22 protein-coding genes and 1 riboswitch are annotated in these 26736 nt (G+C 71.2%); of the genes, 16 read left to right on the forward strand and 6 right to left on the reverse strand.

Annotated features, from left to right (window positions below):
- Nucleotides 1–24 precede the first annotated feature (24 nt).
- The 5 genes from OH735_RS10590 to OH735_RS10610 all read left to right on the forward strand — a co-directional run bounded on the left by OH735_RS10590 (nucleotide 25) and on the right by OH735_RS10610 (nucleotide 6156).
- Nucleotides 25–984: an ABC transporter permease gene (locus tag OH735_RS10590; protein ID WP_406381125.1), complete on the forward strand. Its 960-nt coding sequence runs from the start codon at nucleotides 25–27 to the stop codon at nucleotides 982–984.
- Nucleotides 981–1880, forward strand: a complete 900-nt coding sequence (locus OH735_RS10595) for an ABC transporter permease (protein ID WP_406381126.1) — start codon at nucleotides 981–983, stop codon at nucleotides 1878–1880. Before OH735_RS10590 ends, OH735_RS10595 begins: the two co-directional genes overlap by 4 nt.
- Nucleotides 1877–3586, forward strand: coding sequence for a dipeptide ABC transporter ATP-binding protein (locus OH735_RS10600; RefSeq protein WP_406381127.1), 1710 nt, complete (start codon nucleotides 1877–1879; stop codon nucleotides 3584–3586). Before OH735_RS10595 ends, OH735_RS10600 begins: the two co-directional genes overlap by 4 nt.
- Nucleotides 3583–4518, forward strand: coding sequence for an ROK family protein (locus OH735_RS10605; RefSeq protein WP_406381128.1), 936 nt, complete (start codon nucleotides 3583–3585; stop codon nucleotides 4516–4518). Before OH735_RS10600 ends, OH735_RS10605 begins: the two co-directional genes overlap by 4 nt.
- A 168-nt stretch (nucleotides 4519–4686) precedes the next feature.
- On the forward strand, nucleotides 4687–6156 hold the full coding sequence (locus OH735_RS10610; protein ID WP_406381129.1) for a PHB depolymerase family esterase: 1470 nt from the start codon (nucleotides 4687–4689) through the stop codon (nucleotides 6154–6156).
- Between the two features lie 174 nt (nucleotides 6157–6330).
- On the opposite strand, the gene OH735_RS10615 is transcribed toward OH735_RS10610, so the two are convergent.
- Complete coding sequence (locus OH735_RS10615) at nucleotides 6331–6567, reverse strand: tectonin domain-containing protein (RefSeq protein WP_406381130.1); 237 nt, start codon at nucleotides 6565–6567, stop codon at nucleotides 6331–6333.
- A gap of 392 nt (nucleotides 6568–6959) precedes the next feature.
- On the opposite strand from OH735_RS10615, the gene OH735_RS10620 reads away from it, so the two are divergent.
- The gene (locus tag OH735_RS10620; RefSeq protein WP_406381131.1) at nucleotides 6960–7511 is read left to right on the forward strand and encodes a hypothetical protein; all 552 of its coding nucleotides are present in this window, start codon (nucleotides 6960–6962) and stop codon (nucleotides 7509–7511) included.
- A 69-nt stretch (nucleotides 7512–7580) separates the two neighbouring features.
- On the opposite strand, the gene OH735_RS10625 is transcribed toward OH735_RS10620, so the two are convergent.
- A complete protein-coding gene (locus OH735_RS10625) occupies nucleotides 7581–7814 on the reverse strand; it encodes a ferredoxin (protein WP_384446472.1) in 234 nt (77 codons plus the stop codon).
- Nucleotides 7814–9274 carry an aldehyde dehydrogenase gene (locus OH735_RS10630; protein ID WP_406381132.1) on the reverse strand — a complete coding sequence of 487 codons (1461 nt, stop codon included), beginning with the start codon at nucleotides 9272–9274 and terminating at the stop codon, nucleotides 7814–7816. Before OH735_RS10630 ends, OH735_RS10625 begins: the two co-directional genes overlap by 1 nt.
- 242 nt (nucleotides 9275–9516) lie before the next feature.
- On the opposite strand from OH735_RS10630, the gene OH735_RS10635 reads away from it, so the two are divergent.
- From OH735_RS10635 to OH735_RS10665, 7 genes are all read left to right on the forward strand, one after another.
- On the forward strand, nucleotides 9517–10569 hold the full coding sequence (locus OH735_RS10635; protein ID WP_406381133.1) for an MBL fold metallo-hydrolase: 1053 nt from the start codon (nucleotides 9517–9519) through the stop codon (nucleotides 10567–10569).
- A gap of 205 nt (nucleotides 10570–10774) precedes the next feature.
- Nucleotides 10775–10850, forward strand: a riboswitch (cobalamin riboswitch).
- 131 nt (nucleotides 10851–10981) lie between these two features.
- Nucleotides 10982–12256, forward strand: coding sequence for a prenyltransferase/squalene oxidase repeat-containing protein (locus OH735_RS10640; protein WP_406381134.1), 1275 nt, complete (start codon nucleotides 10982–10984; stop codon nucleotides 12254–12256).
- Complete coding sequence (locus tag OH735_RS10645; RefSeq protein ID WP_406381135.1) at nucleotides 12253–12981, forward strand: SCO2322 family protein; 729 nt, start codon at nucleotides 12253–12255, stop codon at nucleotides 12979–12981. The genes OH735_RS10640 and OH735_RS10645 overlap by 4 nt, the downstream gene beginning before the upstream one ends.
- Nucleotides 12978–14132, forward strand: a complete 1155-nt coding sequence (locus OH735_RS10650) for an energy-coupling factor transporter transmembrane component T (RefSeq protein WP_406381136.1) — start codon at nucleotides 12978–12980, stop codon at nucleotides 14130–14132. The genes OH735_RS10645 and OH735_RS10650 overlap by 4 nt, the downstream gene beginning before the upstream one ends.
- Entirely contained in the window at nucleotides 14129–15853 is a 1725-nt protein-coding gene (locus OH735_RS10655) for an ABC transporter ATP-binding protein (protein WP_406381137.1), read from the forward strand. Before OH735_RS10650 ends, OH735_RS10655 begins: the two co-directional genes overlap by 4 nt.
- Nucleotides 15850–16668: an ECF transporter S component gene (locus tag OH735_RS10660; protein WP_406381138.1), complete on the forward strand. Its 819-nt coding sequence runs from the start codon at nucleotides 15850–15852 to the stop codon at nucleotides 16666–16668. Before OH735_RS10655 ends, OH735_RS10660 begins: the two co-directional genes overlap by 4 nt.
- A 311-nt stretch (nucleotides 16669–16979) precedes the next feature.
- Entirely contained in the window at nucleotides 16980–17621 is a 642-nt protein-coding gene (locus OH735_RS10665; protein WP_406381139.1) for a hypothetical protein, read from the forward strand.
- Between the two features lie 198 nt (nucleotides 17622–17819).
- On the opposite strand, the gene OH735_RS10670 is transcribed toward OH735_RS10665, so the two are convergent.
- Nucleotides 17820–18989 carry a steroid 3-ketoacyl-CoA thiolase gene (locus tag OH735_RS10670; protein ID WP_406381140.1) on the reverse strand — a complete coding sequence of 390 codons (1170 nt, stop codon included), beginning with the start codon at nucleotides 18987–18989 and terminating at the stop codon, nucleotides 17820–17822.
- A gap of 281 nt (nucleotides 18990–19270) precedes the next feature.
- Between OH735_RS10670 and OH735_RS10675 the strand changes: the two genes are divergently transcribed.
- On the forward strand, nucleotides 19271–20530 hold the full coding sequence (locus tag OH735_RS10675) for a cytochrome P450 (protein WP_406381141.1): 1260 nt from the start codon (nucleotides 19271–19273) through the stop codon (nucleotides 20528–20530).
- Between the two features lie 62 nt (nucleotides 20531–20592).
- Nucleotides 20593–21639 carry an AEC family transporter gene (locus OH735_RS10680; RefSeq protein ID WP_406381142.1) on the forward strand — a complete coding sequence of 349 codons (1047 nt, stop codon included), beginning with the start codon at nucleotides 20593–20595 and terminating at the stop codon, nucleotides 21637–21639.
- 73 nt (nucleotides 21640–21712) lie between these two features.
- Here the strand turns inward: OH735_RS10680 and OH735_RS10685 are convergent, their stop codons facing one another.
- Nucleotides 21713–23701: a bifunctional glycosyltransferase 87/phosphatase PAP2 family protein gene (locus tag OH735_RS10685; protein ID WP_406386516.1), complete on the reverse strand. Its 1989-nt coding sequence runs from the start codon at nucleotides 23699–23701 to the stop codon at nucleotides 21713–21715.
- Nucleotides 23702–24048: 347 nt separating this feature from the next.
- On the opposite strand from OH735_RS10685, the gene OH735_RS10690 reads away from it, so the two are divergent.
- On the forward strand, nucleotides 24049–24534 hold the full coding sequence (locus OH735_RS10690; protein ID WP_406381143.1) for a GNAT family N-acetyltransferase: 486 nt from the start codon (nucleotides 24049–24051) through the stop codon (nucleotides 24532–24534).
- Nucleotides 24535–24546: 12 nt separating this feature from the next.
- Here OH735_RS10690 and OH735_RS10695 read toward each other — a convergent pair whose 3' ends face one another.
- Nucleotides 24547–26604 carry an MFS transporter gene (locus tag OH735_RS10695; protein WP_406381144.1) on the reverse strand — a complete coding sequence of 686 codons (2058 nt, stop codon included), beginning with the start codon at nucleotides 26602–26604 and terminating at the stop codon, nucleotides 24547–24549.
- Nucleotides 26605–26736: the final 132 nt, after the last annotated feature.

Consider the following 26736-nt stretch of genomic DNA (forward strand, 5'->3'; position numbering starts at 1 on the left):
TGAGCCGAAGCGACCGGAAAGCACATGAGCACTTCCTCGTACCTGATAAGGCGAGTCCTCCAAGCCGTCGTGGTGATCGTCATCGTGACGATCGTGGTCTTCGGTCTGCTGCACGCCCTGCCCGGGGGTCCCGCTCGCGGGATCCTCGGCCCGCAGGCCACGGCGCAGCAGATCGCGTCCTTCAACCACGAGCAGGGCCTCGACAAGCCACTTCCCGTGCAGTACTTCTACTACCTGAACCAGCTGCTGCACGGCGACCTCGGCACCTCCTACACCCTCAATGAGCCGGTCTCCCAGCTCATCACCGAGCGGCTGGCCAAGACCCTGGTCCTCACCGCCCTGTCGGCGTTTCTCGGCCTCGTGCTGGCCATCCCGATGGGCATGTGGCAGGCCGTCCGGCGCAACAAGCCGATCGACTACGTCATCACCACGCTGAGCTTCATCGCCTACTCCACGCCTGTGTACTTCCTCGGGCTGCTCCTGGTACTGGTGTTCAGCCAGGCGCTGCCGTGGTTCCCGTCGCAGGCCCCGCAGGGGGACACGCTCGCCCAGGTGTTCTCCGAACCGCAGGCGCTGGTGCTGCCGGTCATCGCCGGTGCCGCCTCGATGATCGCGGTGTTCAGCCGCTACATGCGGGCGGCCACCCTGGAGAACCTCTCCGAGGACTACGTCAGGACGGCACGGGCCGGCGGTTCCCGCTCCCGCGCCATCCTGTGGCGGCATGTGTTCCGCAACTCGCTGACGCCGGTGGTCGCCATGCTCGGCTACTACGTACCGGTGCTGTTCGGCGGCGCCCTGGTGGTCGAGCAGCTCTTCAACTACCCCGGTATGGGGCTGCTCTTCTGGACCGCCGCGCAGTCCTCCGACTACCCGGTGCTGCTGGGCTGCGTGCTGGTCATCGCGGCCGCCACGGTGGTCGGCACGCTGCTCGCCGACATCGTCCAGCGGATCATCGACCCCCGAGTGAAGGCAGGCCGGGCATGAGCGCCGTCATCCAGCCGGGCCAGGTGCCCGGCACGGCCACCGCCACCGCCACGGCGTCCGGCTCCCGGCTCGCCGTCCGGCGCTTCCTGCGCAACCGGCTCGCCGTGGTCGGGCTCGGCGTCGTGGTCTTCTTCTTCCTGTTCTGCTTCGTCGGTCCGCTGGTGTACTCCACCGACCAGACCCACACGATGCTCCAGCAGGTCAACCTCGCCCCCGATGGTTCGCACTGGCTCGGCACCGATGCGGTTGGCCACGACGAGCTGGGCCGGCTGATGTACGGCGGCAAGGTGTCGCTGATCGTCGGCCTCGCCGCAGGCATCCTGGCCACCGTGATCGGCACCCTGTGGGGCGCCGTCGCCGGCTACGCGGGCGGCTGGGTCGACGCGGTCATGATGCGGATCGTGGACGCGGGGATCGCCATCCCGGCGCTCTTCATCCTGCTGGTGGTTTCCGCCATCACCACCCCGGGCCTGACCGGACTGATCGTCATCCTGGGCTTCGTCTCCTGGCTGGTGCCGTCCCGGCTGATCAGGGCCGAGACGCTCAGCCTGAAGAACCGTGACTACGTCCTGACCCTGCGGGCCATCGGCGGGACGCACACCCGGGCGATCACCCGGCACATCCTGCCGAACTCGGTCTCGACCATCATCGTCGCGGCCACCTTCCAGATCGCCGACGCCATCCTGCTGGTCGCCTACGTCTCCTACCTGGGCCTGGGCGTCCAGCCGCCGGCCACCGACTGGGGCGGCATGCTCTCGGCCGGTCTCACCGCCGCCTACTCCGGCTACTGGTGGCTCATCCTCCCGCCGGGCCTCGCCATCATCCTGGTGGTGTGGGCGTTCAACGCGATCGGGGACGGACTCCGCGACGCATTCGACGTGAGGGGACGCGGATGACCGCCACCCAGGGCTCCGCCGCCCCGCAGGCCGAGCCGATTCTCGAACTCGACGACCTCGGTGTCGTCTTCACCACCGAGACCGGCGAGGTGCCGGCCGTCCGGGGTGTCTCCCTGCGCGTCCGCCCCGGCGAGACGCTCGCCCTCGTCGGCGAGTCCGGCTCCGGCAAGTCCACCATCGCACTGGCCGCGATGGGCCTGCTGGCCGGCAACGCCCGTGCCACCGGCAGCGCCACCATCGCCGGCAACCAGGTGGTCGGTGCCCGTGAGGCCGGCCTGGCGGCGCTGCGCGGCCGGACCGTCTCCATGGTGTTCCAGGAGCCGGCCACCGCGCTCGACCCGCTGACCCGGATCGGCAAGCAGATCGCCGAGGTGATCCGCAACCACCGCAAGGTGTCCGCCAGGGAAGCCGCCGCCGAGGCCGTCGAACTCCTGCGCAAGGTCGGCATCCCGGAGCCGGAGAGACGGGCCACCGCCTACCCCTTCCAGCTCTCCGGCGGACAGCGCCAGCGGGTGGTCATCGCCATGGCCATCGCCAACGAACCGGCCCTGCTGATCGCCGACGAGCCGACCACCGCGCTGGACGTCACGGTGCAGGCCGAGATCCTCGACCTGCTGCGCCGGCTCGCCGTCGAGACCGGCACCGGCGTCCTGCTGGTCACCCACAACATGGGCGTGGTCGCGGACTTCGCCGACCGGGTCGCCGTGATGTACCACGGCGAGATCGTGGAGACCGGACCGGTCGAGGACGTACTGCTCCGCCCGTCCCACGAGTACACCGAGCGGCTGCTCGCCGCGGTCCCCCGGCTGTCGGTCGCCGAGGCGGGCCGGCCGGCCGCGCCGGCTGCCACCGCCCGCCCGGACACCGAGCCGGTGGTCGAACTCCACGACATCTCCGTGGTGTTCGGCCATGGCAAGGGCGCCGTGCGCGCCCTGGACGGGGTCTCGCTCGCCGTCCACGCCGGCGAGACCCTGGGCCTGGTGGGCGAGTCGGGCTCCGGAAAGTCCACCGCGTCCCGGGTAGCGCTCGGTCTGATCCCGCCGAGTTCCGGCACCGTCTCGCTGTTCGGCAGCGACCTGGGCCGCACCCGGTCCCGGGCCCGCCGGGCGCTGCGGGCCGGAATCGGCGTGGTCCTCCAGGACCCGGTGGCCTCGCTGGACGCCCGGATGACGGTCGGCGAATGCGTCGCCGAGCCGCTCAGGGTGCACCGCCGCGAGCTCTCCGCCAAGGACCGCCAGAGCAAGGTCGCCGCCGTCCTCGACCGGGTCCGACTGCCGCGTGAACTGGCCCGGCGCACCCCCCGGGAGCTGTCCGGAGGTCAGCGCCAGCGGGTCAGCCTGGCCCGCGCCCTGGTCCTGGAGCCCCGGTTGCTGGTCGCCGACGAGCCCACCAGCGCGCTCGACGTGAGCGTGCAGGAGGCGGTACTCGAAGTGATCTCCGAGCTCCAGCACGAGCTGGGCTTCGCCTGTCTCTTCGTCTCCCACGACCTGGCCGTCGTACAGCACTTCGCGCAGCGCGTCGCGGTGATGCGGGCCGGCCGGATCGAGGAGCAGGGCCCCACCGGGGCAACCCTGCTGCACCCGGAGACCGACTACACCCGCCGGCTGCTGGCCGCCGTGCCGGTGCCCGACCCGGTGATCCAGCGCGACCGCAGAGCCGAACGTCTGGCCACCCTCGCGGCCGGCCGGACGGAGGCCCAGGTATGAGCTTCCGTGACCGTACGCTCTTCGCCGGAGTGGACATCGGCGGCACCACGACCCAGGTGGTGGTCTGCGCCGAGGACCTGACCGTACTGGACCGCGCGGAGGCGGCGACCCCGGCGGCCGACGGCGGCCGGGCCATGATCGGCGCGGCCTTGGGCGCGCTGGCCCCGCTGCTGGAGCGCACCCCCGGCCGGCTCGTCGGCTGCGGGGTCGGCGCGGCCGGCGTGGTGGACTCCGCCACCGGCCGCATCCTGGTGGCCAGCGACTCCTTCGTCGGCTGGGCCGGCTTCGCGGTGACGGACGCCGTCGAGGAGGCGCTGGGCGTCCCGGCGTTCCTGGACAACGACGTCAACGCCTTCCTCTACGGGGAGGTGTCCGGCGGCGCCGTGCGCGGCGAGTCGGACGTCCTCGGGATGACGCTGGGCACCGGGGTCGGCGGCGCGCTGTGGACCGGCGGCGCGCTGTTCGCCGGGCCGCACGGCGCGGCCGGCGAGATCGGGCACATCCCCGGCTTCGGTGATCTGCTCTGCTCGTGCGGCGGCCGGGGCCATCTGGAGACCCTGGCGTCCGGCCGTTCCATCGGCGCCCGTTACGCGGACCGCACCGGCCGCCGGCTGACCGCCCGCGAAGTCGCGCAGGCCGCCGACCACGGTGACCAGGACGCCCTCGCGGTGTACCGGGCCGCCGGTGCCGGGATCGCCCGGGCGATCGTGATGACGGCAGGCGTCGTGGACATCACCACGGTGGTGGTCGGCGGCGGGGTCAGCCGCGCCTGGCCCCTGCTGGAACCCCTCATCCTGGCGTCGCTGGCCGCCGACCCGCCGGTCAGCGGCCACCCGGTCCGGCTGGTCCGGGCCGCCCTGGGCGCCGACGCCGTACCGGTCGGCGCCGCGGCCCGGGCGCGACAGGAACTCGCGGCGAGGGTCGAAGTCTGAGGAGGCCGCTCGCGGGCCCGCTCCCCGCCGGTGCTCACGGCGCAAGAGCGGCGCCGCACACAGCGGGGCTCGAGGGATGTCAGCCCGCCCCATGGGCCGGGGCGGCCCGGACTCGTAGGTTCCGGCAACGGTCCGCATGTCCGCACGTTCCGAACAGGGAGGCCCCCCGTGCGCCCATCGATCCTGCGCCGCCTGTTCCGGCGCGTCGCGTCCACGGCCGCTCTCGCGCTCGTCGCTGCCACGCTGAGCACCGTGGCAGCGGCGCGGCCGGCCGTTGCTGCCGGTGGCCTGGAGCAGGTCACCGGCTTCGGCACCAACCCGGGCAATCTGCAGATGTACGAGTACGCCCCCGCGGGTCTGCCCGCGAACGCGCCGCTGGTGATCGCCCTGCACGGCTGTACGCAGACCGCCGACGCCTACTACACCAACTCGGGCTGGCCGAAGTACGCCGATCTGTGGGGCTTCGCCGTGGTCTTCCCGCAGACCACGTCAGCCAACAACGCCCTGTCCTGCTTCGGCTGGTTCGACCCGGCCGAGGACACCAGGGGCAAGGGCGAGGCCGCCTCGATCGTGCAGATGGTGGAGTACGCGAAGCAGCAGTACGGCTCGGACGCCCGCCGGGTGTACGTCACCGGCCTGTCGGCGGGCGGCGGGATGACGGCCGACCTGCTGGCCGCGTACCCGGACGTGTTCGCGGGCGGCTCCGTGGCGTCCGGTCTGCCCGCCCAGTGCGCGACGAGCCAGTCGGCCGCGTCCGGCTGCCAGACGGGCCCGCAGAAGCTGACGCCCGCGCAGTGGGGCGACAAGGTACGCGGCTCCTATCCCGGATACTCCGGGCCCTGGCCCCGCGTGGCGATCTGGCAGGGCACCTCCGACTACACCGTGTACCCCGCCAACGCCACGGCCCTGCGCGACCAGTGGACGGACGTCTGGGGCATCGGCCAGACCCCGTCGTCCACGGACACCCTCCCCGGGAACACGACGCGCAGCATCTACAACGACGCCACGGGGAAGCCCGCCGTGGCGACGTACTCCATCTCCGGCATGGGCCACGGCCTCGCCGTGAGCCCCGGCTCGGGCACCGACCAGTGCGGGAGCACGGCGGCGTACTTCCTGAACACCATCTGCTCGACGTACCACACGGGCGTCTTCTGGGGCCTGGACCAGGGCGCACCGGGCGGCGGCGATCAACTCCCCGCCCCGTCCGGCCTGCGGGTCACCGCCGTCACGGCGAACAGCGCCTCGCTGTCCTGGAACGCGGTCCCGGGCGCGGCCTCGTACACGGTCCACCGCAACGGTACGAAGGTCGCCTCCCCCACCTCCACGACGTACACGGACACGGGCCTCACCGCCGGTACGGCCTACCAGTACACGGTGACGGCGATCGACGGTTCGGGCACACCCGGCACCACCTCGCCCCCTGTGGTGGCGACCACGACCGGCGGCACGCCCGCCCAGTGCTTCACGGCGACCAACTACGCCCACGTCACTGCGGGGAGGGCGCACACCACGGGCGGATACACGTACGCGAACGGCTCGAACGAGAACATGGGCCTGTACAACGTCTTCGTCACCCACACGCTGCGGGAATCACCGGCGGGCCATTTCGTGATCGCGGACAGCGGGTGCGCGACCTGAGCGGCGCCCGGTCCGTCGAGGGTCGACTCATTCGTCCTGCGCCGGAGTTCGGCACCCTTCGTAGCGCCCACCGGATCGGTGCCGTTCCGGACGGTGCGGTGTGACAGTGCCCGGTGGAAAGGAGGTGGGGCCCATGCGATCCGGACATGGGACCCTCGGAGCTGCTGTCCGAGCTCAGCTCGGCTGGTCTCCGGTGTAGCGGTAGATGCCTCCGGCGGAGTTGACGTGGTAGACGGTGCCGTCGGCGGCCACACCGATATCCACCGCCTTGCCGGGGATACCCACCCAGGGATTCGAGTCGTGCCCCGTGTACCGATAGATCTGGCCCAGGGAGTTCACACCCCAGACATGAGTCCTCGACCCGACGGAGATCCGGGTGAGACCACCGGAGATGTTCTTCCAGTCAGCCATGTTCGTGTCCCCTTCACCTCGAACGTTGCAGAGGGAACTTGCTACTCGACAGGGACACCCAAACACCCAGGTATACCGATTGACTACAGAGATAATCCAAAAATCGCCGTTTGGGCATTTTCACCCTCTTGGTTCGCAAGGGAGGCGGCCCGCTCACCGCACAACCAGGAGGCCGGAAACGCTGTAACCCACAAGAGGCCGAGAGCGGCGTCCGGTTCACATCCGAGCGCACAGCACCTCCTCCACGGTCCTGGCTCGAACAGTAGGCTCGCATTCCGCCCCGGCAGGCTCCGGGCGCGCACCGGTTGGCCCTCGCAGGCCGCGTGATGGAATAGCAGACGCTGAGCACGGTGGGGGAAGCAGTGACGGATCGTAAAAGATCGCTTGTACGGGTGAGCGCGCTCCTGTTGGCGGCAACCGTGGTCACCGGCTGCGCGGTCGGCCCCGCAGCCGACGTGAAGGCCAAGGCCTCGAAGGCCCCCGAGATCGACACTGACACCGAGCCGCTGGCCAAGCGCCTGCCGAAGCTCGGTCGGATCGTCTCGGCGCACTGGCAGCAGAAGGCCCTCGGTGCGGACAGCCGAGTGCCCGGCCCCACGGACTACCACGTCAGCGCCCTCATGAAGCTCGGCCCCGGCTCGGTGGCCGCCCTGACGGCGTCCACGCAGATGCAGCCGGCGGTCGTCGGGGCCGAGCCCGAGGGCATCTCCATTCCTGCCGAACTCGCTGAGTTCGCACCGGCGGGGGCGCAGTGGATCCACAGCGGAGTGCTCGACGAGAGCCTGGTGCGCGCCGACTCCGCACAGCTCTACTTCGACCCGGCCTCGGACACCGTCTACCTCTCCGCCACCAATGTGCACCTGCCGAACGCCGTCACGGTCCACGTCGGCCCGGACGGCAACCAGGTGACCATCACGCCCACACCACCGGCACCCACGCCATGAACGGCCTTCAGAGCGCGGGGCGTCATGCGGATCGACTTCTGACCGTCGCCGCCCCGTCCACTCTTGCGCCTACTCCTCCGGCGGAAAGACGGCCTCCCCCGAGCCGATCAGCGTGATCGTGATCGCCTCGACCGGGCACCCCTCGGCCGCGGCGAGGATCGTCTCGTTGGCGTCGGTCTCCGGGACCGACGGGTGGGACTGCCGGGCGGAGTCCAGTGTGAATCCGCCCGGCGCCTGGTTCACGCACATCCCGGAGCCGATGCAGACCCCGCGGTCGACCTCGACGGACCAGCGGTCGCCCATCACGCCCCCTCGTATCCGGCCGGCAGGTGGATCATCTTGTGCTCGAAGTACTCGGCGTACCCCTCGGGGCCGAACTCCCGTCCCAGGCCGGAGTTCTTGTAGCCGCCGAAGGGGCCGAGCATGTCGAGGCTGAAGGTGTTCACGCTGTACGTGCCCGTCCTGACCCGGCGGGCGACGTCGATGCCGCGCTCCGTGTCGGCGGTCCAGACGCTGCCGCTGAGGCCGTAGTCGGAGTCGTTGGCGATCCGTACGGCCTCGTCCTCGTCGCCGTACGGCAGGAGGCAGATGACGGGGCCGAAGATCTCCTCGCGGGCGATGCGCATGGAGTTGTCGACGTCGCCGAAGAGGGTCGGCTCGACGTACCAGCCCCGCTCCTGGGACGCCGGACGGCCGCCGCCGGTAAGGATCTTGGCGCCCTCGTCCTGGCCGATCCGGATGTAGTCGAGCGAGCGCTGCTGCTGGCGTCGTGCGACGAGGGGGCCGAGTTCGGTGGCGGGGTCGAGCGGGTCGCCGACCTTCAGCGCACCCGCCGCGGCGGCGAACGCCTCGGCCGTCTCGTCGTAGCGGGAACGCGGAACGAGGATGCGGGTCTGGGCCACGCACGCCTGGCCGTTGATCATCCAGGCGAAGGGGACGATGCCCGCGACGGCCGCGTCCAGGTCGGCGTCCGGGAGGATCACGGCGGCGGACTTGCCGCCCAGTTCCAGCGTGACGCGGGTGAGGTTGCGGGAGGCGACCTCCATCACCCGGCGTCCCGCGGCCACGGACCCGGTGAACGACACCTTGTCGACGCCGGGATGCCCGACCAGGTACTCGCTGACCTCGCGGTCGGCCGGCAGGATCGAGAGCACCCCCTCCGGCAGCCCCGCCCCGGCGGCGATCTCGGCCAGGATGTAGGCGTCCAGGGGGGATTCGGGCGAGACCTTGAGCACCGCGGAGCAGCCGGCCAGCAGCGCGGGCGCGAGTTTGGCGGCGGCGGTGAACTGCGGGACGTTCCACGGCACCACGGCCGCAACCACCCCCACCGGCTCCCGGCGCACGAGCAGCGGCCCGAGCGCCCCGTCCCGGCGCTCCTCGTACGAGAAGCCGCGGGCGACGGTGATCGCCGCGTCCCACACCATCATCGCGGCGAGCGCCTGCACCATGACGCTCGATGTGTACGGGGTGCCGTTCTCCGTGCTGATGACCCGGGCGATCTCCTCGTACCGCGCGGCGAACGCGTCCTTGATCCGAGTGATCACCGCGATCCGCTCGTCCACGGTCATCCGCGGCCAGGGCCCCTCGTCGAACGCACGCCGGGCGGCGGCGACGGCCCGGTCCACGTCCCCCTCGCAGGCATGCGGCACCCGGCCGATGACCTGTTCGGTGTGCGGGGAGACGACCTCGATGACATCCCGGCCGAGCGGATCGACCAACTCCCCGCCGATGAACAGTTTTCCGTGTTCGACAAGCTCGGTCATGACTGCTGCCTCCCGCGGCCCGGCACGTTACCCGACTCATTTTCTGACTCCGTGTCAGAACTGATACCAGTTCCAGTTCCAGGAGTCCACGGCCACGACGAAGCCCGCCCACGCCACCGGGCGCGGACCCCCCCAGGCGCACCCCGATCAGATGGTCGACCGGGGCTACCACTGAAATAAGTTCTGGTTACAGTGGGCGCGACGTACCACAACTGCATGCCGCCGAGAGAGAGATGGGGCCCATGACACAGGTGACCGCGCAGGTGACCGACCACGGCGGGGGCGTGCACAGCATCAAGGTCCCCATCCCGGACAATCCGCTCGGCCACACCCTCGTGCACGTCCTCGACACCGATCGCGGGCCGGTCCTGATCGACACGGGCTGGGACGATCCGGAGGCGTGGGACACGCTCACCGCCGGGCTCGACGCCGTCGGGACGGGGGTCGGTGACATCCACGGGGTGGTCATCACCCACCACCACCCCGATCACCACGGGCTGTCCGGGCAGGTGCGTGAGGCGTCCGGGGCCTGGATCGCCATGCATGCGGCGGACGCGGCGATCGTGCGCCGGACCCGGGAGTCGGAACCGGGTACCTGGCTGAAGTACCTGGTGGCGAAGCTCACCGCGGTCGGTGCGCCCGAGGCGCATCTCGTGCCGTTGCGGGCCGCCGCGGCGGGCGGGGGCCGGATGCGGACCCTGCCGGGGCTGCGGGCGGCGCTTCCGGACCGGGAGATCGTTCCCGGGGAGCTCCTCGATCTGGCGGGGCGCACGCTGCGGGCCATCTGGACGCCGGGGCACACGCCCGGCCATGTCTGTCTGCACCTGGAGGAGGAGCATCCGGGGAATCTGCCGGGGCGGGGGAGGCTCTTCTCGGGGGATCATCTGCTGCCGGGGATCAGCCCGCACATCGGGCTGTACGAGGACCCGGACGACACGACGGTCACCGACCCCCTCGGCGACTACCTCTACTCGCTGGAGCGCATCGGCGGGCTCGGGGCCGCGGAGGTGCTGCCCGCCCATCAGTACGCGTTCGCGGATGCCGCGGGGCGCGTACGGGAACTCCTGGACCATCACGAGGACCGGCTGACCGGACTGCTCGCGCTGCTGGCCACACCGCTGACGCCGTGGGAGCTCGCCGAGCGCATGGAGTGGAACCGGCCCTGGGAGCAGATCCCGCACGGTTCGCGGAACATCGCCGTCTCGGAGGCCGAGGCGCATCTGCGGCGGCTGGTGAAGCTGGGACGCGCGGAGGCGGTGGCGGGAAGCGAGCCGGTCACGTACATCGCGGTGTGACCGCCCGGCGACAGGGTGCCATGGCAGGAGCCCACGCCAGGACGTACGTCGCGGTGGACCACCGGCGAAGAGGGCCCACGCCAGGACGTACGTCGCGGCGTGACCGTCCGGCGGCGACGGCGGCGACCGGGGGCCGCCTCACTACCGGCCCGGAGCCCGTCCGAAGGCGCCCGGTAGAGTGTGGGAGTCGTCATCATGCCCGTTCAGGGGGAAGCCGGTGCGAATCCGGCACTGACCACGCAGCCGTGAACCGTCGTTCAGGACGGTGAGTCGGAATGCCCTGTCCGCGGTCGTGACCGGCTCGCGACCACCGGAACCCCGGTGGTCGGCACCGTCGAGGTATACGGGGCCGGAGCCTGGTGCGTGAGCGTGCCTGTGCCCGGATCCCCCCGCAGGAGAGGCCCCGCCCGTCATGACCGTACGCCGCAGAGCAGTAACGCTCGCCGCCACCGCCACCGTGTTCTGTGCGGCCGCTGCCCCGGTCGCGATCGCAGCGCCGTCCCCGTCGCCCTCGCCGTCCGCCGCGCTGCCGTCCGGGCTGTACGGCACGAAGGACCCCACCTACGACGGTGTCTGGCGGCAGTCGCTGGCCTTCCTCGCCCAGCGGGTCGAGGGCGTCACGCCCGCCGCGAAGTCGGTGGACTGGCTGATCGCCCAGCAGTGCTCCAACGGCGCCTACGCCGCGTACCGGCCCGACGTCTCCCAGCCGTGCACCGACAAGACCGTGCTGGACACCAACGCCACCGCGGCCGCCGTCCAGGCGCTCGTCGAGGTGGGCGGGCACCGGGAGACCGTGAACGACTCGGTCCGGTGGCTGAAGTCCATACAGAACGAGGACGGCGGCTGGGGCTACGCCGCGGGCGCGGCCAGCGACGCCAACTCCACCTCACTGGTGATCGGCGCCCTCGCCCGGCAGGGCCAGCGGCTCGGTGACATCACCACCCCCGGCGGCAAGACCCCCTACGACCCGCTGCTGGCGCTCGCGATCCCGTGCGGCGGCAAGGACGGCGGCGCCTTCGCCTACCAGCCCGACAAGGCCGGGAAGCTCGCCGCCAACGCGGACGCCACCGCGGCCGCCGTGCTCGGCACGATGGGCAAGGCCCTGGCCGTCGGGAACAACGCCTCGTCCAAGGCGCCCAGCTGCCACCCCGGCTCCGGTCTCACGCCCGAGCAGGCCGCCCAGAACGGCGCCCACTTCCTCGCGGGTGCACTCGCCACCAGCGGTCACCTCGACCTGGCGCCGATGCCCGGCGCCGCCGACTCCACCCCGCAGCCCGACTTCGGCAACACCGCGGACGCGGTCGTCGCGCTGTCCGCCGCGGGCCACCAGGACAAGACCGCCAAGGCCATGACCTGGCTGAAGAAGAACTCCGGGCCCTGGGCCGAGCAGAGCGGCCCCGCCGCCTACGCGCAGCTGATCCTGGCCGCGCACGCGGCCGGCGCCGACGCCCGCCACTTCGGCGGCGTCAACCTCGTCGACCGGCTGAACGCGACCGGTCCCGTGCCCGCGGCCATCACGACGCCCGACCCGGCCGCCGACACCGGGTACGTGCCCACGGAGAAGGACGAGGTGCACAGCGGCGACGACGTGATCGGCGGTGTGTGGTGGTACGTCGGCATCGGTCTCGTCGTCGGTGCGGGCGCCGGCTTCCTGATCAGCGGCCGCCGGAAGAACCAGCAGCTGTGAGGCGGGCGGGAAGGGCCGCCGCTCTCCTGGTGGTCCTGAGCGCCGTCCTGGCCGTGCTCGGCGCGGGGACGGCCCAGGCGGCGGGCTACCGGTACTGGTCGTTCTGGGAGGGCTCCGGCACCGGCTGGACGTACGCCACCCAGGGCCCGTCCCTGGTCCGGCCGGACGACGGCGCGGTGCAGGGCTTCCGGTTCGCGGTGAGCGAGGACTCCCAGGACGCGGCGAAACCGCGGCGCTCCCCCGACTTCGCGAAGATCTGCGCGGACACCCCGGCCAAGGACGGCAGCAAGCGGGTCGCGCTGGTCATCGACCCGGGCACGGCGGCGGACGCCCCGGCCGGCGAGACGCCGCCCGCGCCGCGTACCGCGTGCGCGCAGGTCGCCCCGGACGCGAGCACCGCGGAGGCGCTCGCCTCGGTGGCCAAGCCGCTGCGCTACAGCAGCGACGCGTTGCTCTGCGCCATATCCGGGTATCCGGGCTCGGGCTGCGGCGAACAGGTCTCGGGCGACGGGCACGGGACGCCTGCCGCCTCCGGGTCCACGGCTCCCGCCGAGTCCACCGGGTCCTCCGCTTCCACCGGGTCCTCCGCTTCCTCCGCTTCCACCGCCTCCGGCGGCTCCGGCGGCTCCGGCGGCGGTCCGTCCGCCGGGGTGCTCGTCGGTGTCGGCGCCGTACTCGTCCTCGGCATCGCCGCGGTCGCACAGGCCCGCCGCCGCCGCGGATGACCGCCCCGACCACCGGCCCGGTCCGGCCGCGCAGCCCGCTGCGCGCCCCCGGGGCGACCCGTAGCAACGCGCTGCCCGCCGGGGCCTGGTGGCTGTGGGCGCTCGGCCTCGCCACCGCCGCGTCCCGGACCACCAATCCGCTGCTGCTCGGGCTGCTGGTGGGGGTGGCAGGCTACGTCGTCGCGGCGCGCCGTACGGACGCGCCGTGGGCCCGTTCGTACGGGGCCTTCATCAAGATCGGGCTGTTCGTCGTCGGTGTGCGGCTGGTCTTCTCCGTCTTTCTCGGTTCGCCGATCCCCGGCACGCATCCGGTGTTCACCCTCCCCGAAGTGCCGCTGCCCGACTGGGCGAAGGGGGTCAGGATCGGTGGCCGGGTCACCGCCGAGCAGTTGCTCTTCGCGCTGTACGACGGGGCGAAGCTGGCCACCCTGCTGATCTGCGTCGGCGCGGCGAACTCGCTCGCCAACCCGGCCCGGCTGCTGAAGTCGCTGCCCGGTGCGCTGTACGAGGCGGGGGTCGCCGTCGTCGTCGCGATGACGTTCGCGCCGAACATGGTCGCCGATGTGGTGCGGCTGCGCACCGCACGGCGGCTGCGGGGCCGTCCGACCGGCGGCATCAAGGCGGTCCTCCAGATCGGACTGCCGGTCCTGGAGGGCGCGTTGGAGCGGTCCGTCGCGGTGGCGGCCTCGATGGATGCGCGCGGATACGGACGCAGCGCCCAGGTCCCGCCCGCCGTCCGGCACACCACGAACGTCCTCACGCTCGGCGGGCTGCTCGGGGTGTGCGCGGGTACGTACGGACTGCTGGCCGCGCAGGGCGCGGTGTACGGCCTGCCGCTGCTCATCGCCGGGCTGGTCGCCGCGCTGGCCGGACTGCGGCTCGGCGGGGCCCGCTCGGTCCGCACCCGCTACCGGCCCGACCGGTGGGATGCGCGGGCCTGGCTGGTGGCGGGTTCGGGGGTCGCCGTGGCCGTGGCGATGATCTGGGCGGGGGGTGTCGACGCGGAGGCGCTGCACCCCGGAGTCGTACCGCTGGCCGCGCCGGTGCTTCCGCTGTGGCCCGCGGCCGCGGCGCTGATCGGGCTGCTGCCCGCGGTGGTGGCGCCCGTGCCGCCGTCGCCGGACGCCCCGCGTTCCAAGGAGATCCAGTGATCCGGTTCGAGCAGGTCTCGGTGCAGTACGAGGGGACGGAGCGGCCCACCCTCTCCGGGGTCGATCTGACCGTGCCCGAGGGTGAGTTGGTACTGCTCGTCGGTCCGTCCGGGGTCGGCAAGTCGACGCTGCTGGGCGCCGTTTCCGGTCTCGTACCGCACTTCACCGGCGGTACGCTGCGCGGCCGGGTCACGGTCGACGGGCGCGACACCCGTACCCACAAACCTCGTGAACTCGCCGATCTGGTCGGCACGGTGGGCCAGGACCCGCTGTCCCACTTCGTCACCGACACGGTCGAGGACGAGCTGGCGTACGGGATGGAGTCGCTGGGGCTGGCTCCCGATGTGATGCGGCGGCGGGTCGAGGAGACCCTCGATCTGCTGGGGCTCGCCGGGCTGCGCGACCGGCCGATCGCCACGCTCTCCGGCGGCCAGCAGCAGCGGGTCGCGATCGGCTCGGTCCTCACCCCGCACCCGAAGGTCCTGGTCCTCGACGAGCCGACCTCCGCGCTGGACCCGGCGGCGGCCGAGGAGGTCCTCGCCGTGCTGCAACGGCTGGTGCACGACCTGGGCACGACGGTCCTGATGGCGGAGCACCGGCTGGAGCGGGTGGTGCAGTACGCGGACCAGGTCGTCCTGCTGCCGTCGCCGGGCGCCGCCCCGGTCATGGGAGCGCCCGCGGACATCATGGCCGTCTCCCCGGTGCACCCGCCGGTCGTCGCACTGGGGCGGCTGGCGGGCTGGGAGCCGCTGCCGCTCTCGGTCCGCGACGCCCGGCGCCGGGCGTCGGACCTGCGCGAGCGGCTGGCGCGGGCACAGCCGCCCACCCCGTCACCTGTGCCGGCCGGGGCGGCCGTGACCCCGCTGCCCTCCGCCCCCGCCCCCGTACGGCGTGGGGTGCTCGCCCGGCTGCTGGGCCGCGGCGCACCCACCACCACCGCTTCCGAGTCGGCCGTCGTCGATACCCCGGCGCGGGTCGAGCGGCTCGGCGTGCGGCGCGGCCGCGTCGAGGCGCTGCGCCGGGTGACGCTCTCCGTCGCCGCCGGCGAGGCCGTCGCCCTGATGGGCCGCAACGGTGCGGGCAAATCCACCCTGCTGGCCACGCTCGTCGGCATGGTCGAGCCCACCACGGGCACCGTCCTCGTCGGCGGCCGGACCCCGCACCGTACGCAGCCGCGCGACATGGTGCGCCGGGTCGGGCTCGTACCGCAGGAACCACGCGATCTGCTGTACGCGGACACGGTCGCCGCCGAGTGCGCCGCGGCCGACGCCGACGCGGGCGCCGCCGCGGGCAGCTGCCGCGCCCTGGTCTCGGAGCTGCTGCCCGGCGTGCCGGACGACACCCATCCCCGCGATCTCTCCGAGGGGCAGCGCCTCGCGCTCGCCCTGGCCGTCGTGCTGACCGCGAGGCCCCCGCTGCTGCTCCTGGACGAGCCGACCCGCGGCCTGGACTACGCGGCGAAGGCCCGGCTGGTCGGGGTGCTCCGCGGCCTCGCGGCCGAGGGCCACGCGATCGTCCTGGCCACGCACGACGTGGAACTCGCCGCCGAGCTGGCGCACCGGGTGGTGATACTCGCCGACGGGGAGACCGTCGCGGACGGGGAGACCCGGCAGGTGGTGGTCTCCTCCCCGGCCTTCGCCCCGCAGACCGCGAAGATCCTCGCCCCGCAGGAGTGGCTGACCGTGGCGCAGGTGCGCGGCGCGCTGGGAGCCGCGTCGTGAGCGGGAACCGGACACGGCCGGTGCGGCTCGGGCCGCGCGCGATCGCCGCGCTCGTCCTGATCAGCGCGATCGGCGTGGTCGCGTTCGGCTGGCCGCTGCTGGCCGGTGCCGACTCCGGCCTGGCGCACTCCCAGGACGCGCCGTGGCTGTTCGCCGCGCTGTTGCCGCTGCTGGTCGGCGTCGTCGTCGCGATGATCGCGGACTCCGGCCTCGACGCGAAGGCGGTGGCGATGCTGGGGGTGCTGGCCGCGGTCGGCGCCGCGTTGCGCCCGCTGGGCGCGGGCACGGCGGGGCTGGAACCGATGTTCTTCCTGATGGTGCTGAGCGGCCGGGTGCTGGGGCCCGGCTTCGGCTTCGTGCTGGGCTCGGTGACGATGTTCGCGTCCGCGCTGCTCACCGGGGGGGTGGGACCGTGGATGCCGTTCCAGATGCTGTCGATGGGCTGGTTCGCGATGGGCGCGGGCCTGCTGCCGGGCCCGGACCGGCTGCGCGGGCGGGCCGAGCTGCTGATGCTCGCGGCGTACGGGTTCGTGGCGGCGTTCGCGTACGGCACGGTGATGAACCTGTACGGCTGGACGATCGTGCCCGGGCTCGGCTCGGGGATCTCCTTCCACCCGGGGGACCCGCTGCCGGAGAACCTGGTCCGTTTCCTCGCCTATTGCACGGCCACGTCGCTCGGCTGGGACCTCGGCCGGGCCGTGCTCACCGTGGTGCTGACCCTGACCATCGGCGCGACGCTGCTGAAGGCGCTGCGCCGGGCCACGCGCCGCGCCGCCTTCGAGGCCCAGGTCACATTCGACGCCCCCGGCGAGTGAGGGCTCCCACAGGCCGTTGGTCCTCGACGATGCGGGGCAGTAGTCGCCGGACCGGGTACCGGCGCCTCCGTACCGCTCCTGGCCAGTGTGCAGAAGTGGGGCTTGGACCCACTGCCAACATCGACAATCCCCGAAAATGATCAATTTCATATAATTTGGCGAGCTTAATTAACCGTTGGTCCATTTAGGCGCACTTTGCTCCTCTGTCCGTGCCCGTCGGCCGCCGAAGCGTTGTCACGTACGTGGAACCTCGTGAATTCTGGGATCGGAACTCTGTCCTGGCGGAAGCATTTTGCGCCAGCGACGAACGCATGCGTCTGGCACAGGCGTTGCTCGACGAGGCGCAGGCGGAGCGGAGCAGAACGCTCGCGGCATTCGCCATCACGGTCGGTGACGACGGCTCGATCGCGGATTTGATGGGCCTCAACGAGCGCGAAGTGCGATTAGCACGACGCACGGTGGGCCGCAGTGACGCGCGGTCCCTCGCCGAGGAGCTCCTGAACGGGCCCCCGCAAGCGGCGCGGCAGGTGGCGGACGAACCCCCTTCCGCCTCCGAGCTCCCCGCACCGCATCCGCGCGAAGAGACCTCCGTCGCACCGCTCGTTGCCCCGTTCACCGCATCACCGGATACGCCACCGGCCCCGGTCCCTCCTCCTCCCCCGGTGCCGCCCGCCGAGGTGGACGTCCCCGTATTCTGGTCGCCCAGCATGGACTCCGTGCTGCTGTGGAGCTGGGAGTCCGGTCTCGACGTACAGACGGTCGCCGCCGAACTGGGCCTCGACGTAAGGGCGCTGCTGACGCGCGTCCAGGAGCTCGCCAACGACGGACGACTCACGCTCTCGCCCTCCGTCCCCGAGGTGACCCGGTCCGGGCGCCACCGCCGCCAGCACGAGGACGGATACGCCACCTTGTTCGGCCCCACCGCCACCTTTCCCACCCACGTGCCGTACTGAGCGGTTCAGTGCCGCTCGGCGACCGCGTCGAACCAGCACACGATCTGCGGCCCCGACCTCATGTACGTGGCGTTGTGGCCGATCGGACCTGGTCGACCACCGGTGTCCACGCCGGTACCGGCGTGGACACCCGGACCGGAGGTACACCTGGCAACAACCTCCGGTCCGGGGGTCCACCCTGCCGAACGGGGCGCGGTGTCACAGCCGCTGGATGATCGTCCCCGTCGCCAGCGCGCCACCCGCGCACATCGTGATCAGCGCGAACTCCTTGTCGCGACGCTCCAGTTCGTGCAGGGCCGTGGTGATCAACCGGGCCCCGGTGGCGCCCACCGGGTGGCCGAGCGCGATGGCGCCGCCGTTGACGTTGACCTTTTCGAGGTCCTGTCCGAAGACCTGGGCCCAGCTCAGCACCACTGATGCGAAAGCCTCGTTGATCTCGACGATGTCGATGTCCTTGAGCGACATCCCGGCCTTGCCGAGCACCGCGCGGGTCGCGTCGATCGGTCCGTCGAGGTGGAAGTGCGGATCGGCACCGACCAGTGCCTGCGCGACGATCCGGGCGCGCGGCTTGAGCTTGAGCGCGCGCGCCATCCGTTTGGACGCCCACATGATCGCGCAGGCGCCGTCGGATATCTGCGAGGAGTTGCCCGCGGTGTGGACCGCGGTGGGCATGACCGGTTTGAGCCGGCCGAGCCCCTCCATCGTGGAGTCCCGGAGCCCCTCGTCCCGGTCGACCAGGCGCCACATGCCCTGCCCGGCCGTCTGCTCCTCCTCGGTGGTCGGCACCTGGACCGCGTACGTCTCCCGTTTGAACCGTTCCTCGGCCCAGGCGACGGCCGCCCGCTCCTGCGAGATCAGCCCGAGCGAGTCGACGTTCTCCCGGGTCAGCCCGCGTTTGCGGGCGATGCGTTCGGCGGCCTCGAACTGGTTGGGCAGGTCCACGTTCCACTCGTCGGGCCAGGGCTTGCCCGGTCCGTGCTTGGAGCCGCTGCCCAGCGGCACCCGCGACATGGCCTCGACGCCGCAGCTGATGCCGATGTCGATGACTCCGGCCGCGACCATGTTGGCGACCATGTGGGAGGCCTGCTGCGAGGAACCGCACTGGCAGTCCACGGTGGTGGCGGCGGTCTCGTACGGAAGACCCACGGTGAGCCAGGCGTTGCGGGCCGGGTTCATCGACTGTTCGCCGGCATGGGTGACGGTGCCGCCGACGATCTGTTCGACGCAGTCGGCGTGGATGCCGGTGCGGCCGAGGAGTTCTCGATAGGTCTCGCCCAGCAGATAGGCGGGATGCAGATTGGCGAGCGCGCCTCCACGCTTGCCGATGGGAGTGCGTACGGCTTCGACGATGACGGGTTCCGCGGCCATGAGCTCGTCCTCTCCTCACACTTCCGCAGAGGCGTCCCGGCGCCCACGGAAGGAACTAGTACGCGTTCTAGTTCTCCACGCAGTCTTATGAGGGTTACCCCCGGTACGCAAGGGTCGTGCACGCACCTTGCGCCCACTTCATGCCTGCCTCACCCACTCTTCACGCAACAGATCGGGCCACCCCTCTTGCCAGTTGTAGAACTCGTTACTACCTTTCGGGCAACTTCTGATGGGTCGTCAGACACCTTCCGGGCGGCCCTCGGACCGACCTGGAGTTGCCGATGCCCTGCCCCCATCTGCCCGAAGGGTTCGACTTCACCGACCCCGATCTGCTCCAAGCCCGCATACCGCACCCCGAGTTCGCGCAGCTGCGGGAGACCGCACCGGTCTGGTGGTGCACCCAGCCGGCCGGTATCTCCGGTTTCGACGACGAGGGCTACTGGGTCGTCACCCGGCACGCGGACGTCAAGTACGTCTCCACCCACCCCGAGTTGTTCTCCTCGAACACCAACACCGCGGTCATCCGCTTCAACGAGTCGATCGACCGCGACCAGATAGAGGTTCAGAAGCTGATCATGCTGAACATGGACCCGCCCGAACACACCCGGGTCCGCCAGATCATCCAACGGGGTTTCACACCACGGGCGATCCGCTCCCTGGAGCAGGCCCTGCGCAGCCGCGCCCGCTCGATCGTCGAGACGGCGCTCACCGCGGCCGACGGCGACGGCTCCTTCGACTTCGTCACGAACATCGCCGTCGAGCTGCCGCTCCAGGCCATCGCCGAACTCATCGGCGTACCGCAGGAGGACCGGTCCAGGATCTTCGACTGGTCCAACAAGATGGCCGCGTACGACGATCCGGAGTACGCGATCACCGAGGAAGTCGGCACCGAGGCGGCCATGGAGATCGTCTCGTACTCGATGAACCTGGCGGCCGCCCGCAAGGAATGCCCGGCCAAGGACATCGTCTCCCAGCTGGTCGCCGCGGAGGGACAGGGGAACCTCTCCTCCGACGAGTTCGGCTTCTTCGTGATCCTGCTCGCCGTCGCCGGCAACGAGACCACCCGTAACGCCATCAGCCACGGCATGCACGCCTTCCTCACCCACCCCGATCAGTGGGAGCTCTACAAGAGCGAACGGCCGGAGACGACCGCGGAGGAGATCGTCCGCTGGGCCACCCCCGTGGTCTCCTTCCAGCGGACTGCCACGCAGGACGTCGAACTGGGCGGGCAGCAGATCAAGAAGGGCGACCGGGTCGGGCTGTTCTACTCCTCGGCCAATAACGACCCCGAGGTCTTCGGGAACCCGGAAACCTTCGACATCACCCGCGATCCCAACCCGCACCTCGGCTTCGGCGGCGGCGGTCCGCACTTCTGCCTCGGCAAGTCACTCGCCGTGATGGAGATCAACCTGATCTTCAACGCGATCGCCGATGTGCTGCCGGACCTGCGGCTGGTCGGCGACCCGCGGCGGCTGCGCTCGGCATGGCTCAACGGGATCAAGCAGCTTCAGGTCAGCAACGCCGTCGACGCCACGCACTGACCGCGCGCCCCGTCCGAACCCCGGTCGGGGAAGCGCACAACAGCGCGAGGATCATGGCGGGCATGCACGCCCTGTTGTCCGCTTTCGCTCCCATCTGGATGCTCACCGCGATCGGCTACGTGGTCGGCCGCAGCGGCCTCCTCGGGGAGCAGGCGGAGGCCGTGCTCGGCCGGTTCGTCTTCCATGTGGCCATGCCCGCCGCCCTGTTCACCATGGTCTCGGGGGCGCGTCTCGACGCGTTCACCAACTCCTCGATGGTGGCCTTCGCGGCAGGCACGGCGCTGGTCAGCGGTCTCGGCTTCGCGGCCTCGGGCCGGTTCTTCGGCCGGGGCACGGCCGACCGGGCGATCGGCAGCATGGCGTCCGGCTACGTCAACTCCGCCAACCTCGGCATTCCGGTGGCGGTCCAGGTGCTGGGCGACGCGTCGTTCGTCGCTCAGATCATCCTGTTCCAGGTGCTGTTGGTCTCCCCGGTGATCCTGACGCTGCTGGACACGGGATCGGGCGCGGGGGCGGGGGCGGGCTCCGGGAAGGACTTGGTGTTCCGGCGGATGCTGACCATGCCGGTGCGCAACCCCGTCATCATGGCCTCGTTGCTGGGTGTCGTCGTCTCCGTGCTCGGACTGCGGCTGCCGCACGCCCTCGCCCACTCCTGCGACGCCCTCGGCGCCGCCGCCGTACCGACGGCCCTGATCACGCTGGGTCTGTCCCTGAACGCCCGCCCGGCGACCGGTGTTCCGGCTGTGCGGCGCGCGGAGGGCGGTGAGCGCATGGAGGGCAGTGAGCGCGCAGAGGAAGGTGAGCGCGCGGAGGGCGGTGGGGCCGACGTACGTACGAAAAGTGCGGAGGTCGTCGTGGCCGTCGCGCTCAAGACGCTGGTCCAGCCCCTGATCGCCGTCGCCGTCGGCGGCCCGCTGCTGGGTCTGCCGGACCATCAGCTGCTGGCCGTCGTGCTCTGTTCCGCGCTGCCGACCGCTCAGAACGCCTTCATCTACGCCCAGCAGTACGGCCTGGACACCCGGCTGGCCCGCAACTCCGTGGTGGCGTCGACGGTGGTGTCCATGGCGACGCTGTCCCTCGCCACCTGGGCCCTGGGGACATCCTCCTGAGCCGTTCGGCCCGACTGAGCCGTTCGAGTGGCGGACCCGGGCCGATGGGCGGATGCCGCGGACTTCGCGCGCCCTACAGGCCCTGATGCTGCTTGCTGCCCACCGCATCGCCGGTCGGTCTCGGTACCGGCACCGAGACGGCCAGGTCGTCGTGCGGTTTCGGCGTCGTCGGCACGGCCGGCGACCGCAGTCTCCGGGGCCCCGACAGTACGTGGGTCAGCCCGAAGCCGAGCGCGACGACAGCCGCACCACCCACCGCGTCCAGCACCCAGTGGTTGGCCGTGGCGATGATCGCGGAGACCGTGAACAGCGGGTGCAGCAACCCCAGCGCCTTCATCCACGGCTTCGGGGCCAGCATGACGACGACCACACCGCACCAGAGCGACCAGCCGAAATGCAGCGAAGGCATCGCCGCGTACTGATTCGTCATCTCGGTCAGCGCTCCGTAGTCCGGCTTCGCGAAGTCCTGGACGCCATGGACCGTGTCGATGAAACCGAGCCCCGGCATCAACCGCGGCGGGGCCAGCGGGTAGAGCCAGAAGCCGACCAGCGCGAGAAGCGTGGCGAAGCCGATCGAGCTGCGGACCCAGCGGTAGTCGACGGGGCGTCGTACGTACAGCACACCGAGGATCGCCAGCGGCACGATGAAGTGGAACGTCGTGTAGTAGTAGGAGAAGAAGTCCTTCAGCCAGCCGACCTCGACGACCGCGTGGTTGAACCAGTGCTCGATGTCGATGTGCAGCCACTGTTCGAGGGAGTGGATCTGACGGCCGTGGTGTTCGGCGGTGCCGCGGCCCGCCGTCGCCGCGAGCCTGACCTGCGCGTACGCGGAGTACACGACCCTGATCAGGAGCAGTTCCAGCAGCAGATTGGGCCGGCCGAGCACCCGCCGCCAGAACGGCAGCAGCGGAACGCGGCTCCAGCGGGCCGGAACGGGGGCCGCGTAGTCGGTCGGGATCGGCCGCTGCCAGTACGGCGACGTGCGCGGCAGGAACGGTGCCGCGCAGGCCGCGCCGAGTGCCGCGATCAGCAGCACGTTGTCGCGCAGGGGGAAGACCGCCGCCATGTTCGGCAGCAGCATCTGCCCCGGCAGCGTGATCACGAGCACCACGACCGCCGGCCACACCAGCCGGTCGGAGGCCCGTTTGCCGACCCGGCCGACCAATCCGAGCAGCACCCACAGCAGTTGGTGCTGCCAGGCGGTCGGCGAGACGGCGATGGCGACGCAGCCGGTCACGGCGACGGCGAGCAGCAGCTGCCCGTCGCGGGCGTACCGTACGGCCCGGCGCAGCCCGAGGTAGCAGACGGCGACCGCCAGCACCGCGAACAGCACGATCTCGAACGGGCCCGCCAAGCCGAACCGGAGCAGCGCGCCGTGCAGGGACTGGTTGGCCAGGCTGTCCGGATTGTCACCGAGCCCGGCGCCCGCGACATGGTGCACCCAGTAGGTCCACGAGTCGCTCGGCATCGCGGCCCAGGCCAGGGCCGTGCAGGCGGCGAACGCGGTGCCGCCGGTCACCGCGGCCCGCCGGCGGCCGGTGAGCCAGAACAGGACCGCGAAGAGCAGCACGGTCGGCTGGAGCGCGGCCGCGATCCCGATCAGGAGGCCCGAGGCGCGTTCCCCGCGGACCGCGAAACAGGCCAGCAGCACCAGCAGGACCGGCAGGATGCTGGTCTGCCCCAGGTGGAACGCGTTACGGACCGGCAGGGACAGCATCAGCAGGCTGATCGCGACCGGGGCGGCCAGCAGCGAGGTGCGGCGGGCGACCGGGCCCGGCAGCGCGCGGGCGGCGACGATGCCCAGAGCGGCGACGAGCAGCAGCGAACCGAAGGTCCAGGCGACGCCGAGGCTCTGTTCCGCCGTCCGGGTCAGTGGTTTCAGTACGAGCCCGGCGAACGGGGTACCGGTGAACCGGTCGCTGTCGTACAGCGAGCCCTTCACGTGCAGGACACCGTTCTCACCGATCCAGGTCTCCAGATCGGTGAGCCGCTCCCCCGGCGGCTGCCGCAGCACCACCGCCATCTGCCGTACGGCCAGTACGGCCACAACCAGCCAGAGCAGGGCCCGGGCGGCCCCGGTCCTCGCCCCCGTCGCCGCGTCTCCGCGCACACTGTGCTCCGCATTCGCCACGCTGAGCCGACCCTCCCGCCGTTTCTGTGCCCGTCCTCGACCTGGACGTGCTGTGAAACCTTCGCACTGCGCCATGGGGTAGACACAATCAACCCACTCTTCACCTGACTGCCATCCTCCTTTCTCGAAAGAATGACCGAAAACCCGCTCGTACTGGGCCGATCCGGCCCACACCCCTGGCCGGTACCGGAGCCAGTACCCGAACCGGAACCGGAACCGGATCTGTGGTGTCCACGCCCTCTCCCGTGTTCATCGATGGCGGGGTCAGAATGACCGGCATGACCTGGACCGTGGCCCCCGAACCCTTCGACTGTCCCGACGCCGCGCTGCTGCGTCGGGACTACTACGACGAGGTCGCCAGCCGCTACTGGGGGCGGCCCGCGACCGCCGAGGAGATCGACAAGGGGCTCACCGGCGACGGCGCCGACCGGCTCGTTCCACCCACCGGCCAGTTCGTCGTCGGCCGGTTCGAGGGGAAACCGGCGGCCTGCGCCGGGCTGCTGGTGGTGGACGCGGACATCGCGGAGGTGACCCGGGTGTTCGTACGCCCCGAATACCGCGGTACGGGCGGCGGCGGGCGGCTCCTGACAGCCGTCGAGAGCGTGGCACGCGCCTTCGGCGTACGCACGGTCAGGCTCGACACCCGTAACGACCTGGTCGAGGCGCGGGGGCTGTACGCGAAACACGGCTATCGGGAGGTCCCGGCGTTCCACCGGCGGCAGTACGCGGAGCACTGGTTCGCCAAGGAGCTCAGGTGGCTCTAGAAGCCGATCGGCTCACGCGGGTCCGGCCGCGTGGTCCCGTCTCGGCTCGGGGCAGTGGGGCCGTTCCTTGGTCGACCCGTTCGTCTCGGCGGTCAGCTCCGCCACGAGCCGGACGAGGTCGGTCGGCCGCTCGGGTCCCCACCAGTCGCCCAGCAGCTCGGCCATCGAGTCCTCGCGGGCCTTCGCCAGCCGCACCACGACTTCCTCGCCGGCCTCGGTGAGCACCAGCTGTATCCCCTCGCGCCGGACCAGTCCGCGCCCCTCCAGCTGACGAGCCGCCTCGCTGATCACCCGCAGCGGAACCGGGGTGACGTCGGCGAGCATGGCCGGTTCGACCGTGCCGTGCCGCCTTATGCGCAGCAGCATCCAGCTCGCCGCGGGCAGCAGGTCGTACCCCGCCCTCTTGGTGATCTTCACGTAGACCTCGCGGCGGCCTTCTCTGGTGGCGAGCACCGAGAGGGCCCGGGCGCATTCGTCGTACGAGGACCGCTCGACCGGGTTCGTCGCCAGGGTCTCGGTGGGCTCCGGGGCGGTCACCGAGCCGCGCAGCTTGTCCTCCTTGAGGAACCAGGCGAAGGCGAAAGCGACCACGACGACGGGTGCCGCGTACAGGAAGACGTCGGTGATCGAGGTCGAGAACGCGTGGAGCACCAACGGCCGTAGCGTGGGCGACAGTTTGCCTATGGCACGTGGGTCCGCGGCCAGCCCCTCGGCACTGGCCCCGGGAGGCAGGGTGCGGCCGGCCAGCGCCGTGGTCAGTTTGTCGATGAGCCGGTTGGTGAAGATCGTGCCGAAGACCGCGACGCCGAACGAGGCGCCGATGGAGCGGAAGAAGGTGGCACCGGACGTGGCGACGCCGAGATCCTCGTACGTGACGGCGTTCTGCACGACCAGCACCAGGACCTGCATCACCAGACCGAGCCCGGCACCGAAGACGAAGAAGTAGACGCTCATCTCCAGGGTGCTGCTGGTCTCCGTGAGCCGGTGCAGGAGCTGCAGTCCGATCGCGGTGACACCGGTACCCGCGATCGGGAAGACCTTCCAGCGGCCGGTGCGGCTGACGATCTGCCCGGACGCGGTCGAGGTGAGGAGCAGGCCGGCCACCATCGGGAGCATGTGCACACCGGACAGCGTCGGCGTGATGCCGTGCACCACCTGCAGGAAGGTCGGCAGATAGGTCATCGCACCGAACATCGCGAATCCGACCACGAAGCTGATGACGGCGACGAGGCTGAAGGTCCTGATCCGGAACAGCTTCAGCGGAATGACGGGCTCCGCGGCGCGGTGCTCCGCCTGCACGAAGGCGATCAGCAGCAGCACGCTCAGCACGGCGAGACCGATGATCTGTGGCGAGCCCCAGGCCCAGGTGGTGCCGCCGAGCGAGGCGGCGAGGACGAGGCAGGTGGCGACGGAGGCGATGAGGAAGGTGCCGAGGTAGTCGATGGTGTGCTTCGTACGGTGGACCGGAATGTGCAGGACCGCGGCGATCACGAGGAGCGCGACGACGCCGATCGGCAGGTTGATGTAGAAGACCCAGCGCCAGCTGAGGTGTTCGGTGAAGAAGCCGCCGAGGAGCGGTCCGAGGACGCTCGTCGTACCGAAGACCGCACCGAACAGGCCCTGGTACTTGCCTCGTTCGCGCGGCGCGACGATATCGCCGACGATCGCCATCGAGAGCACCATGAGGCCGCCGCCGCCGAGGCCCTGAAGAGCGCGGAAGCCGATGAGCTGCGGCATGTTCTGCGCGACGCCGCAGAGCGCCGAGCCGATGAGGAAGATGACGATGGCGGTCTGGAAGAGCTTCTTGCGTCCGTACTGGTCGCCGAGCTTGCCCCAGAGCGGGGTCGCGGCGGTCGACGCCAGCAGGTAGGCCGTGACCACCCAGGAGAGGTGTTCCAGACCGCCGAGGTCGCTGACGATGGTCGGCAGCGCGGTGGAGACGATGGTCTGGTCGAGTGCGGCCAGAAGCATGCCGAGGAGCAGCGCACCGATGGCCACCATGACCGACCGCGCGGAGCGGCCCTCACCCGGGGCCGGGGCCGGGGCCGGGAGGCTCGGATGCTGGGCCATGGAACATCTCCTCGGGTCCGCTACATCCCCATCCTGGCCGTTCCGCATGGTTATGGCCTGCCGAACGGGACCGGCGGGAGCCGCCACGGGCCCTGCGGGGAGCTGCGGCGACCTGCGATGACACCCGGTCCG

The sequence above is a fragment of the Streptomyces sp. NBC_01618 genome (assembly GCF_045209435.1).
Lineage (GTDB): Bacteria > Actinomycetota > Actinomycetes > Streptomycetales > Streptomycetaceae > Streptomyces.

What these genes read in the sequence shown, in the direction of transcription:
- OH735_RS10590 (WP_406381125.1), top strand. Translation starts at nt 25, where the DNA reads ATGAGCACTTCCTCGTACCTGATAAGGCGAGTCCTCCAAGCCGTCGTG.
- OH735_RS10595 (WP_406381126.1), top strand. Translation starts at nt 981, where the DNA reads ATGAGCGCCGTCATCCAGCCGGGCCAGGTGCCCGGCACGGCCACCGCC.
- OH735_RS10600 (WP_406381127.1), top strand. Translation starts at nt 1,877, where the DNA reads ATGACCGCCACCCAGGGCTCCGCCGCCCCGCAGGCCGAGCCGATTCTC.
- OH735_RS10605 (WP_406381128.1), top strand. Translation starts at nt 3,583, where the DNA reads ATGAGCTTCCGTGACCGTACGCTCTTCGCCGGAGTGGACATCGGCGGC.
- OH735_RS10615 (WP_406381130.1), bottom strand. Translation starts at nt 6,567, where the DNA reads ATGGCTGACTGGAAGAACATCTCCGGTGGTCTCACCCGGATCTCCGTC.
- OH735_RS10625 (WP_384446472.1), bottom strand. Translation starts at nt 7,814, where the DNA reads ATGGGCGACCGCTGGTCCGTCGAGGTCGACCGCGGGGTCTGCATCGGC.
- OH735_RS10630 (WP_406381132.1), bottom strand. Translation starts at nt 9,274, where the DNA reads ATGACCGAGCTTGTCGAACACGGAAAACTGTTCATCGGCGGGGAGTTG.
- OH735_RS10635 (WP_406381133.1), top strand. Translation starts at nt 9,517, where the DNA reads ATGACACAGGTGACCGCGCAGGTGACCGACCACGGCGGGGGCGTGCAC.
- OH735_RS10640 (WP_406381134.1), top strand. Translation starts at nt 10,982, where the DNA reads ATGACCGTACGCCGCAGAGCAGTAACGCTCGCCGCCACCGCCACCGTG.
- OH735_RS10650 (WP_406381136.1), top strand. Translation starts at nt 12,978, where the DNA reads ATGACCGCCCCGACCACCGGCCCGGTCCGGCCGCGCAGCCCGCTGCGC.
- OH735_RS10665 (WP_406381139.1), top strand. Translation starts at nt 16,980, where the DNA reads ATGCGTCTGGCACAGGCGTTGCTCGACGAGGCGCAGGCGGAGCGGAGC.
- OH735_RS10670 (WP_406381140.1), bottom strand. Translation starts at nt 18,989, where the DNA reads ATGGCCGCGGAACCCGTCATCGTCGAAGCCGTACGCACTCCCATCGGC.
- OH735_RS10675 (WP_406381141.1), top strand. Translation starts at nt 19,271, where the DNA reads ATGCCCTGCCCCCATCTGCCCGAAGGGTTCGACTTCACCGACCCCGAT.
- OH735_RS10680 (WP_406381142.1), top strand. Translation starts at nt 20,593, where the DNA reads ATGCACGCCCTGTTGTCCGCTTTCGCTCCCATCTGGATGCTCACCGCG.
- OH735_RS10690 (WP_406381143.1), top strand. Translation starts at nt 24,049, where the DNA reads ATGACCTGGACCGTGGCCCCCGAACCCTTCGACTGTCCCGACGCCGCG.
- OH735_RS10695 (WP_406381144.1), bottom strand. Translation starts at nt 26,604, where the DNA reads ATGGCCCAGCATCCGAGCCTCCCGGCCCCGGCCCCGGCCCCGGGTGAG.